We start from the raw sequence: 11,267 nt of genomic DNA on the forward strand, positions 1-11,267 counted from the left end.
GTATATCGTTGGCAGAAGAAGTTATTTAGAACAATGATCAAAAACTTCATTGATGACTTTATTCTCGATAAAAATCATCTGCTACCACAGAGAATCTATAAATAATACTGCGTAAGTCCTAATATATAGCTAAATTCTAAAAACACTAGCACATGGAAATATCTGTAAAACCTCATTTCCTATGGTTTTAGGTGTGATAATAAATTAAGTATTCAGCTATATATTAAAAGCCAGTATTATAGATATCAATAGACTTCTTGCGTTAGTCAAAATTTAATCAGTGATAAGCGTTTATTTTTAAATAAATATTAAAGTCTAAAATAGTCAAAAATTATACTTTCGCAAGAGGTCTAATTTAAATTTATTAATGAATTGGTACTTTTTCCAAGTCAGATTGTTGTGCGCCCAATTCAGAACGTACTACCTGCTGCTCAAATCCAGCTCTATCTATTGCAGCCCGTTCACTACGATCCATTAAAGAGACCAAACAGCTCACTATGAATGCGAGAGGCATAGAAAATAATGCAGGATTATCGTAAGGGAAAATTGCATGTTCATAGCCAAACACACCTACCCAGACCGTTGGCGACATAGCAACAAAAACAATAGCTGAAATTATACCAGTAAATCCGCCCCAGATTGCCCCTCGGGTAGTGAGGTCTTTCCAGTACATGGCAAGGAAAAGTACAGGGAAATTTGCTGATGCAGCAATACCGAAAGTAAGGCCCATCAAGAACGCAATATTCATTTTTTCAAATAAAATACCGCAGGCAATGGCCACTATACCTAAACCTACTACAGCAAATCTGGACACCGCCATTTCCTGCTTTTCTGTAGCTGAGCCCTTTTTGATTACTTTTTGGAATAGGTCATGTGAGATAGCAGATGCACCTGCCAGCGTTAAACCTGCAACTACAGCTAAAATCGTGGCAAAGGCAACAGCGGATAGAAATCCAAGTAAAACATTACCACCCAATGCGCCGGCTAGATGAATAGCCACCATATTTGAACCGCCAATCAGTTCTCCACCCAATATCCCATCAACATAAAATGCGGGATTTGTTCCAATGACTGAAATTGCTGCAAAGCCTAAGATACATACGAGAATAAAGAAATAACCAATGTATCCAGACGCATAAAACACGGATTTACGTGCGTCTTTAGAATTTGAAACAGTAAAAAAGCGCATTAGAATATGTGGCAAACCAGCTAGTCCAAAAATCAGGCCTATTGAAGTAGATAGCGCATTTATCGGATTGGAGAGCATTGGGCCTGGTTCTAATACTTTTTGTCCTAAATTATGATTTTTTACTGCTGCTGCAGCCAAATTATCCAGACTAAAGTTAAAATATCTTAAGCACAGAAAAGTCAGTACTGTACCACCAAATAATAACAAGACAGCTTTAACAATCTGAATCCAAGTTGTTGCTAGCATACCGCCAAACATGACATAAATCAGCATCAGACATCCCACCAGCATTACGGCAATCTTATAATCGATTCCGAACAGCAATTTAATTAGCTGGCCAGCACCCACCATCTGCAAGAGCAAGTAACAGCACACAACAATTAGGGAGCCAGAAGTAGCAAGAATACGGGTTTTTGCAGGGTCTAAACGATAAGATACAATATCTGCAAATGTATACTTACCCAAATTTCTTAAACGTTCGGCCATAACAAATGTCAAAATTGGCCAGCATACAAAAAAGCCTGTGACATAAATGAAACCATCATAACCTTTAAAAAAAACCATGCTTGATACTCCAAGCAAGGTAGAGGCAGACATATAATCCCCTGCAATTGCTAACCCGTTTTGCCGAGCTGAAATCGAATTTCCTGCCGTATAAAAGTCTTCTTTAGAATGGGTTTGCCGTGCAGCTCTCCAAGTAATAATCAAGGTAATAAAAACCACTGTTGCAAACATGCTTATAGCGGTCCAGTTGAGTGGGCTGTTTGTTGCTGCTTGTGTCTGGCTGCTAGAGACAATCATTATGGCGAGAAGCAAGAATTTATTCATATTGATACTCCCGCTTCAGTTCTTCCTTAATGCGATCGAAATGCTGATTTGTAATGTAAATATATATACCAGTAATGAGCCAGCTTATAATGATGACTAATGCTGCCATTGGCATTCCAACGGTAAGAACCCGATCTCCCATTGTTTGAGCAAGAAGTTGAGGATAAAAGCTAGCTATACCAATGAATAAAAAATAGATAAATAGAATGATTATACTTAACCACATGGCAAAACGATTACGCGCTCTAACCATATCCTTGAATTTCATATTTTGAATAATGGCAATTTCTACATTTTTTGACATATCAAAAATCCTTTTTTTGATGAATTCATACGGCATTTAATTGCTGAAAATAATCGTGATAGCGTTCCCTTAATTGCTTTTTACTAATTTTTCCTGTAGGTGTATGAGGTATTTCTTTGACTAAGATAGTTGCTGAAGGCAAAGCCCATTTATGCAGATAGCCCGACAAATAATGAATAATCTCCTCATGACTTATCGATTCGTTATTCTTTGCAACCGCAATTAATAAAGGACGTTCTCCCCATTTCGGATGTTCTGCTGCAATTACCGCAGCTTCATGAACTTTGTGATATCCCATTGCTGCGTTTTCAACTTCAACGCTGCTGATCCACTCTCCTCCTGATTTAATCATGTCTTTGGCGCGGTCAGTAATATGCATATAGCCATGTTTGTCTATCGTGGCTATATCTCCTGTATCAAACCAAAGGTCTTCAGCTTGTGAATGCTTCTGATCCTCAGAGCTATTGATATATTGCTGCACCACCGTATGGCCTCTTAATTCGAGAACCCCCTCCTGAATGCCGTCATGTTCAAGGACCGTTCCATCAAAATGCTTCAAACGCATTTGCAAGCCGAATATCGGCCGGCCGCATTTGATTGCCTGCTGGTCAAAATGTTCAGGTTCACGAATAAGCTGTGTCTGATTAATAGCTCCCAAAGAGCTGGTTTCTGTCATACCCCAGCCATTTTCGAGCTGAATGCCTAAATCCCGCATACTTTTGATTAATGCAAGCGGTGCGGCTGAACCGCCTGAAATAGCCCGTTTAAGATTAAGCTTTAAGTCTGGATTCTGCTGTAAATATGTTTTTATCGAGGTCCATACAGTCGGCACAGCCATAGAAATATTGACATTTTCTGCCTGCATCAGTGCCGTCATTTTCTCAGTCTGTCCTGCAAACTGGTTTGGCCAGACTATTTTTGCCCCGCACAGAATGGCATTGAAAGGCATATCCCAAGCACTGATATGATAAAGCGGAACCATAGGCATCATGGTGCTTTGCGAATGCAAGCCTACCACTTCAACCATGCTTAACGTTAATGCATGCAGTACAGTACTGCGATGTGAATAAAGAACACCTTTTGGTTTTCCTGTCGTTCCTGATGTATAACATAAACCGCTGGCTTGCAATTCTGGTATATCCGGCCATTCATAGCTTTCAGGCTGAAATTGGATTAAATCTTCATAGAAACTAAACCGAAAACTGGCTTTAAGGTTTGGATCAATATCTCCTAGGACAATAATTTCCTTAAGAAATGATGAAAAGCTCGGATACAGGCTTTCTAGTAACGGCACATTCTCAGGTTCAACAATCAAAACTTCATTTTTCGCATCACAAATAATCTGCTTGATCTGCTCCGGTAACAGTTTAGGATTAATCGTATGATAAATACGCCCAGAACATGGAATAGCATAATGCAGTTCCATATGCTGATATGTATTCCAAGCCAATGTACCGACTTTGGCATTTTGAGAAATATTTAATTGATCAAGGGCATGTGCGAACTGAGCCACACGTTTAAAAGCATCGCGGTAAGTATAACGATGTACACTAATACCATCTGATTTTAAGGAAACAATTTGCTGCTCAGCATGAACCATCATTGCATGCCGCATAATTGAAGTAATGTTTAAATTGCAATACATCATCAGTCCATTCATCATTATTATATCCTTGCACAATTTCCCAATTGAGTCTGAATACTAATATTGCAACTATGATGCCAATTTTTTAATCATTAATTATCAGTGACTTATGTTTTTATATTTTTTCAAAGATGAAACTGTTTTCAATTGTGAAATTCTTGGAGCTGGCAGTTAGGCTTTTAACATTTTCATCTTGCGCCATAGGGTTGTGCGGCTGATATTTAAATTTTGGGCAGCCGCATCAAGATTTCCATTGGCTGCATCTATAGCCTGCTGGATTAACTGTAATTCCTGATTTATTTTTACTTCTTTTAAGGGGTTTGCTTGTTCAGATACCAAGAAATCATAGTTTTGAAAAATTTCTGGAATGTGCTTTTCAACAATCTGCTGATTGAATATTTCTCTGTCTAATCTGCTTATCACTGCAAATCTTTCTATAATATTTTCAAGTTCCCGAATATTTCCAGGCCAATGATATTTTTGCAAAGCCTTTTTCAAGTAATCTGGCAGTGCCTCTATATCCAGATGATGCTTCCGAAGAAAATGTTCTGTTAGCGCCATGATATCGGTACGGCGCTGCTTCAGCGCTGGCACAAATACTCTTAAAATATTTAATCGATAATATAGGTCAGCTCGGAACTCACCTTTATTTACCTTCTCTTCCAGATTTGAATGAGTAGCGGCCAGAACCCGGATATTAACCTGATGACTCACGATTGAACCTAAGCGGTTAATTTGTTTTTCTTGCAGCACCCTTAAAAAACGTGTCTGAAGATGCAGGGGCATATCACCGATTTCATCTAAAAATAAGGTGCCATTATGGGCCGCCTCAATCAGTCCTACTTTTCCATTTTTCTTCGCCCCGGTAAAAGCCCCCTCTTCATAACCAAATAATTCACTTTCCAAAATGCTTTCTGGAAAAGAAGCACAGTTAATTGCAACAAAAGGCGCTTTGGCTCTTGAGCTATAATGATGAATGCTTTGTGCCAATAGTTCCTTGCCTGTGCCACTTTCACCGGTAATTAGAATAGTTGCTTCCGTTTTGGCATATTGTTTGGCCAATTCTATACTTTGAACAAAAGCTGGATCCTCAGTAATAAGGTCTGAAAAACTATAACGAATATTAAATTTTCGTGTAGAAACCTTTCTGAATTCGCTGCTGGATTTTTCAAAAGCATCTAAATCCTGCACACTAAGAATAAAGCCGTCTATATATTCATTTTTCAGTGCAGATAAATGTACGGCTAATTTTTTTGCTCCTACTGACAAAACCTGATGACTTTTCTCTACATTCAAATCCAGATTCTGGAAAATGGAATAGACCGATTTATTCAAGACTTGGGTTAGATCCAAGTTCAGTAAGGCTGTCATCGACTGATTAATAAAAAGAATATTTCCTGTGTCAGAAATACAGCAAATCCCATCCGTCAGCTGGTTAAAAATCTCATTTAATCTTTGCGTATGTTGCTTTTCCGCACGTATTTTATCTAAACGCTGCAGAGCACTATATAAATGATCTTGTAATGAATTACTGCTAATCGCCAGCTGTGCAGCCATATTCATACCTAAAGCCATTTCTACAGCAACAGGTGAACCAATTACCGCATCAAATTCTTGCTGCTGAGCCTGCTGTACAGCCTTCTTTGCAGCCAGATAAGAATCATAACTAAACTGTTGAACCTTCAGGGCGAAAACATCGGAATACTGGGTCAAATTTACACTGGAAGCATTTCCCAATAATGCAATTTTCTGATATTGCTTTAAATTTGAAATCGCCTGGATGACGTCAAAGGCTCCCGTACGTATAGTATGCAACTCAATAGGCAGCTTTCTTTGCAGATAATGGGCAGTTGCACCTGTACAGAGTAAAATTTCGCTGCCATTTTTAACAAGTTGTTGTGCCACTTCCAACACATCAGAAATATGACATTCAACAAAACCAATTTTGTCTGACTGTACTTTTTCAATGGTCTGTTCCGCTAGGGCTCGAAAGCCATTAATAGATGGGGTTTTAATATAACTTACCAAAATATTAATTGGCTTCTGATTCAGCATGCTACTTATCTTCCTATGATATTGGTGAACAGCTGTGCCCGCAGTCCACTTTAATTTCAATGCCGGTCATTCCTCGACCCGCTTCTGATGCTAACAGTAATAATGCACCATTTAAATCTGAAAATTCCACAAATCTACGCATGGGAATTCTTTTTAAAATTGTTTGGCCAGCATCACTTTTTAAATAGTCTTCATTAATTTCGGTCACCATATATCCTGGCGCAATCGCATTCACCCGGATATTAAAACGCGCCAGTTCCACTGCCATTACCTCGGTGAGGTGCTTCAGCCCTGCTTTAGATGCGCAATAAGGTGATACACCCAAATTAATAGTTTCAGACAGTATAGAAGTGATATTAATAATTGACCCAGCGGTTTTCTGTACTTGCATATACGATGCGACTTCTTGTGCACACATCCACGGAGCTTTTAAATTGGTCCCAACAATGGTATCCCAATCTTGATCGTTATAATCCAAAAAGCGCTTAGAATCACCTACACCCGCATTGTTAATTAATACATGAACATGTATCTGTTTTTCCTTAAGGTCTTGCAGCATTCGCTGAACAGCTATGCGGTCATTAATATCAAAAGCATAACTATATACTTTGACCTGATACAACTGTTCCAATTTATCTTTTAATTGCTCTAGGCGTTTTTCACGGCGCGCGCAGATCACAATATTAGCGCCCTGCTGAGCATAAAACTCAGCGATATGCTGCCCTAGCCCACTTGAGGCGCCAGTCACAATAATATTCTTATCTTTTATATTGAACATGTTTATTCATCCTTGAAAACTTAATTTTAGATTTTTCTATTCATCAACTTTTTAGCAATACTCATGCGATGAACTTCATTGGCGCCATCATATATTCTGAATCCACGTGCATCTTTGAAAATTTTACAGACGAGATTTTCATCTGTGATGGCTTGCCCACCCAATATCTGCAAGCTGCGATCAATAATTTTCCAGATATTTTCAGAACTAATCACCTTAACTAGGCTAGATTCATAATTCGCCTTGTCATTCATATCCAGAACCTGTGCACAATAATGGATGGACAAACGTGTAGTTAAAAGATCCTGTTCATTATCAGCCAACATAAAACCGACGCCTTGATGATCACCTAGACGCTGCCCAAAAGACTGCCTTTCTCTAGCATATTCAGTAGCTATATCATGTGCACGGCGCGCCTGCCCTAACCAGCGCATACAATGGGTTAAACGTGCCGGTGCAAGCCTAACCTGAGCATATTTAAATCCTTTACCTGTTTCACCTAATACATTTTCTTTGGGAATCCTTAAATTCTCAAAGCGGAGTATTCCATGCCCCCCTGCAAAGCAGGAATCCATAGCATTCATATTTTTTTCAAGAATAAAGCCATCAGCAGAGGTATCCGTGAGAAACATGGAAGCAGAGCCATCTTCCATTTTTGCCATAATAATGGCGACTTCAGCCCCGTCTGCTCCAGTAATCAGCCATTTTCTTCCATTGATAATATAATCATCACCGTCCTGTACAGCGGTGGTAAGCAGCATTGAAGGGTCAGAGCCTGCACCAGGCGCTGGTTCAGTCATTGCAAAACAAGAACGGATTTTCCCTTCTACCATCGGCTGCAACCATCGCTTTTTCTGTGATTCATTTGCCACAATATCCATGAGATGGATATTGCCTTCATCTGGCGCATGAATATTCATGGCAATGGGGCCAAGTGGTGAATAGCCCGCCTCTTCAAAGGCAACAGCTTTCTGCAAATGTGTCCAGCCTTGACCACCCATTTCTAAGCTTGCGTGAGGTGTCAGCAAATTATATTGTCTGGCTTTTTCAATTAGTTCTACGCGCAATTCATTACTTGGGCCATGGCTATCCTGACGAAGATCATTCTCAAAAGGTTTTATTTCATGTTCAATAAAATGACGTACTTTTTGCTGCAGTTCGATCAAATCCTGAGATAATGTTTTCATGCTACTTCCCCTTTCAATCCGTTTGATTTTTTAAATCCATTTGCTTTCATGTACATTTCATAGACATGATCTAAAGCATTTCCAGATTCGTTGATCTTTAATATGTTATGAGCAGTGAAATTCTGCAGTAAGATACGGGTTTCTTGGATTTTCTGATCCTCAATATAGAAATCTACAATATTCAAACATGCATAATTTTGTTCCTGAACCTGAACATCTTGACCCTTTAAGCCATATATCCAGTTCAGTACGATTCGATTCACAGCATCATGTGAAGAAACAAGAATATGCTGATGCTGTGCTTGAAATTCCTGCAACAGCATTGCCTCAAACCAGTAGGTTATACGTTGTTCAAAGGAAGACCATGCCTCGCCTAGTAAAAAATCTTTTAATGCATATTTTTTCGGGTAATATGCTTTTCTGATTAAAATTTCAACCTGGTCATCAGGAATATTCTTGAGACGTCCTGATTTAATTTCCCTAATCTCATCAAAGGAATGAATTATTGGATTCTTTTGGGCAGAAGATAGAATCTCGGCCGTTTGGATAGAGCGCGGCATAGTTGAAGAAAAAATCTGATCCATCTGAATTGCTTTTAATTGTTCAGCAAGCAACTGTATTTGCTGTTCACCCTGCGTGGATAAAGCAGCATATTTGGGATTAACAGGTTGATGTTGTTCGTCAAAATATTGAACATGTCCATGCCGAACCAGATAAAGCCTTATATATTTCATAATTTAACCTGCTTTAATTATTTCCAGCTCCAGTTGATTCAGCTGCTCCAAGACTGCAAGTGCCTGCATATCGAAATTTTCCCTCATCTCAACACATAACTGGTCAGCACTCTGAACTGCATTAGTGATAGGAAAATGAAAATAATTCTGATAAATATCCAGCTGTTTTTGCTCTTGTTCTGACTGAGATTCAATATAATTTTTTAAGATTTGAAAACTGCGCTGCAGCATTAATAAGCTGTACTTTGACTCGGGATGCTTTAATTGCAGTTCATGCTTTAACAGTGATTGTCCCGCTTCAATAAGCTGTATAATTCTTTCCTGATTCATTCTTTATCACCAATTATGTCGAGAATATTTTTTTCTAATTGAGGCACTAAAAACGCTGTTAGCGCTAATTCCAGAGAAGGACGCGCATTACTCAGATTCCGGTTGGCTTGCTGTATCGCAATAATTGCCCAACGGACATGCGATAAAACATGCCAAAATTTCAGCTCAAACTCTGGAATATAAATATCCGAAACTTGGGAATAAGCCTGCATAAAATCTTTATAAGAACCGATCCCACCGGCGACCTGAGCGTCTTTTCCAAATCTCCAGCATTTTGAAGTGAACCAGCCAATATCTTCCCGGCGATCTCCCCAATGGGTAAATTCCCAATCCAGAATGCCAGAGACATGATCATGATCAATCATGATATTTCCCGTGCGGTAATCACCGTGAACAATAACCAAATCATCTGTTTCTGGCTGCTCCTGCTTCATCCAGCTAAGAGCAAACTCAAGTATCGGTCGAGGCTCTCTTAATTTAAGAAGTTGCTCATGAAGATCTTCTGTAAGTTGATTTAAATAATTTTCTTTTGGAGGCTTCTGAATGATTCTTTCAATTTCTGGATCAGATTCTATTAAATGAATAGCGGCAAGTTTATGCCCAATATCTTGCAGAATCTTACATTGCAAGTCTGGTTGATTAAGGCGGACTAATTTATGACCTTCAGCAACCCCAGAAATTTTATTCATCACAAAAAATTCACTATTAAGAAAATTATCTTTTTTTTCAAATAATAGAGGTTGAGGCACACAAATATTCAGTTCATATAAACGTTTTAATAACTCATATTCTTGTTGACGGCCAGAACTTGCATCTACCACTGTAGCCGCATTCTTTCTTAACACAATTTCATAATCTTCTTGATCTAATTTGCCAGAAATAACCCAATTTTCCTGAATCGCTCCTCCGCTAAGCTTTTTTATATTCATCGGTAAATCAGTTGTAAAATTGAGATGCTTTTCTAAAAGATTTCTCAAATTTTGAAGTTGTAAACCATCCATAGAAACTCTCCTTTTACTTCTAATTCAGCAAGGAGCATGCCATTTAAATTTAATATAAAATACAATAACTTAACCATATTCCATGGATTTCAATTTTGAAATAACGTTCCAAGAATGAAATTTCAAAGATTTTTATTATGGATTAATTCTATCGAATGGTTTTCTTCTTCATCTTCTATATTTAAAATTTGCTTAACTGTAGAGTGTTCTTAAGCAAATATTTTGCAAATACATGGCTTTGTTGCATAAATATCTAAGACTATGATTTTTTTAATTTATTTTTGGATTAAAAATCAAACAAATCTTTAAGAATCAGCATCTTGAAGAATGTTTATGCAACAAAGCCTCTTTGACTTGCAAATTTAGCTGCCTGTTGAGCTCTATATCCACGTTGCCCAGTATTTCTTTTTAATTCACGGTAGATGGTTGATCGTGAACGTCCTAATTCCCGAGCAAGAGTAGCGATTGAACTTTTACTTTTCAAAGTAGCATAAATTTCGTATCTTTCATCTTGAGAAAGTTGGGTGTATTTCTTCATTGTGTGCTTTCCAATTGCGAGTTGAAAAAGTCTAATGATTCTATGAATACACCTAACTTTTTCAACTAACTACAAATGTGTTGCACTTGGGATTTGAATCTGCGTAAATATAAAAGTCTAAAATAGTCAAAAATAATACTTTCGCAAGAGGTCTAATATACTCCTTTAGTAGAAATAGGAATAGATTTACAAATATCACCATAGTAACCATATATTTTTTAAAAACTTAATTTATCTGAATTGCTAATTAAGTTTGGTGGCTTTGTCATGCATTCTTGTCTAAGATAACTTTTAAATCTTCTATAGAAACGGGCTTAGCAAAATAATAGCCTTGCAAGTAATTACATTTGCTCTCTGTTAAAAACTTAGCTTGTTCTTCTGTTTCTACACCTTCAGCCACGACTTCTAAGTTTAATGTTTTTGCCATTTGAGTAATTGCTATAACAATTGCCGCATCACTTTTATGTTCTGGCAAATGCTGAATAAAACTACGATCTAACTTAATTTGATCAATAGGCAGTTGACGGAGATAACTCAGGCTAGAATAGCCCGTACCAAAATCATCGATTGCTACTTTGATTCCAAGTGCTCGTATAGCTTTTAAAATTTCAACCGATCTTTCAATACCCATCAGTAACATCCCTTCTGTTACCTCTATCGTAAGCATCCGGCTAACAC

General features: G+C 38.0%; 10 protein-coding genes and 1 pseudogene. All 11 read right to left on the bottom strand.

The features are described from left to right. Positions 1-364: 364 nt before the first annotated feature. Complete coding sequence (gene actP, locus B3143_RS04525) at positions 365-2,023, bottom strand: cation/acetate symporter ActP (RefSeq protein WP_376745122.1); 1,659 nt, start codon at positions 2,021-2,023, stop codon at positions 365-367. Next, positions 2,010-2,321, bottom strand: coding sequence for a DUF485 domain-containing protein (locus B3143_RS04530; protein ID WP_104503878.1), 312 nt, complete (start codon positions 2,319-2,321; stop codon positions 2,010-2,012). The genes actP and B3143_RS04530 overlap by 14 nt, the downstream gene beginning before the upstream one ends. A gap of 25 nt (positions 2,322-2,346) precedes the next feature. Beyond that, positions 2,347-3,984: an AMP-binding protein gene (locus B3143_RS04535; protein ID WP_104503864.1), complete on the bottom strand. Its 1,638-nt coding sequence runs from the start codon at positions 3,982-3,984 to the stop codon at positions 2,347-2,349. A gap of 153 nt (positions 3,985-4,137) precedes the next feature. Further along, positions 4,138-6,021, bottom strand: coding sequence for a sigma 54-interacting transcriptional regulator (locus tag B3143_RS04540; protein ID WP_286739680.1), 1,884 nt, complete (start codon positions 6,019-6,021; stop codon positions 4,138-4,140). Positions 6,022-6,034: 13 nt separating this feature from the next. Further along, positions 6,035-6,799, bottom strand: a complete 765-nt coding sequence (locus tag B3143_RS04545) for an SDR family NAD(P)-dependent oxidoreductase (protein WP_228151221.1) — start codon at positions 6,797-6,799, stop codon at positions 6,035-6,037. A gap of 26 nt (positions 6,800-6,825) precedes the next feature. Next, positions 6,826-7,986 (bottom strand): acyl-CoA dehydrogenase family protein, encoded by a 1,161-nt coding sequence (locus tag B3143_RS04550; RefSeq protein WP_104503869.1) that lies wholly within the window; start codon positions 7,984-7,986, stop codon positions 6,826-6,828. Further along, entirely contained in the window at positions 7,983-8,720 is a 738-nt protein-coding gene (locus tag B3143_RS04555; protein WP_286739683.1) for a histidine phosphatase family protein, read from the bottom strand. The genes B3143_RS04550 and B3143_RS04555 overlap by 4 nt, the downstream gene beginning before the upstream one ends. Positions 8,721-8,723: 3 nt before the next feature. Continuing rightward, positions 8,724-9,050 carry a hypothetical protein gene (locus B3143_RS04560; RefSeq protein ID WP_104503872.1) on the bottom strand — a complete coding sequence of 109 codons (327 nt, stop codon included), beginning with the start codon at positions 9,048-9,050 and terminating at the stop codon, positions 8,724-8,726. Beyond that, positions 9,047-10,051 (bottom strand): phosphotransferase family protein, encoded by a 1,005-nt coding sequence (locus B3143_RS04565; protein WP_262737728.1) that lies wholly within the window; start codon positions 10,049-10,051, stop codon positions 9,047-9,049. The genes B3143_RS04560 and B3143_RS04565 overlap by 4 nt, the downstream gene beginning before the upstream one ends. A 340-nt stretch (positions 10,052-10,391) precedes the next feature. Next, positions 10,392-10,589 (bottom strand): annotated as a pseudogene (locus B3143_RS04570) (helix-turn-helix domain-containing protein); the annotation flags it as partial. 265 nt (positions 10,590-10,854) lie between these two features. Then, a partial coding sequence (locus B3143_RS04575) for an EAL domain-containing protein (protein WP_286739686.1) occupies positions 10,855-11,267 on the bottom strand: 413 nt, incomplete at its 5' end.

It is taken from the genome of Acinetobacter sp. UBA1496 (genome assembly GCF_002324975.1).
In the GTDB taxonomy this organism is placed as follows: domain Bacteria; phylum Pseudomonadota; class Gammaproteobacteria; order Pseudomonadales; family Moraxellaceae; genus Acinetobacter; species Acinetobacter variabilis.

Bases quoted from the DNA above. Each gene is read 5' to 3' on its own strand.
- B3143_RS04540 (WP_286739680.1), bottom strand. From the start codon at position 6,021: ATGCTGAATCAGAAGCCAATTAATATTTTGGTAAGTTATATTAAAACC.
- B3143_RS04560 (WP_104503872.1), bottom strand. From the start codon at position 9,050: ATGAATCAGGAAAGAATTATACAGCTTATTGAAGCGGGACAATCACTG.
- B3143_RS04535 (WP_104503864.1), bottom strand. From the start codon at position 3,984: ATGATGAATGGACTGATGATGTATTGCAATTTAAACATTACTTCAATT.
- B3143_RS04530 (WP_104503878.1), bottom strand. From the start codon at position 2,321: ATGTCAAAAAATGTAGAAATTGCCATTATTCAAAATATGAAATTCAAG.
- B3143_RS04555 (WP_286739683.1), bottom strand. From the start codon at position 8,720: ATGAAATATATAAGGCTTTATCTGGTTCGGCATGGACATGTTCAATAT.
- B3143_RS04550 (WP_104503869.1), bottom strand. From the start codon at position 7,986: ATGAAAACATTATCTCAGGATTTGATCGAACTGCAGCAAAAAGTACGT.
- B3143_RS04565 (WP_262737728.1), bottom strand. From the start codon at position 10,051: ATGGATGGTTTACAACTTCAAAATTTGAGAAATCTTTTAGAAAAGCAT.
- B3143_RS04545 (WP_228151221.1), bottom strand. From the start codon at position 6,799: ATGTTCAATATAAAAGATAAGAATATTATTGTGACTGGCGCCTCAAGT.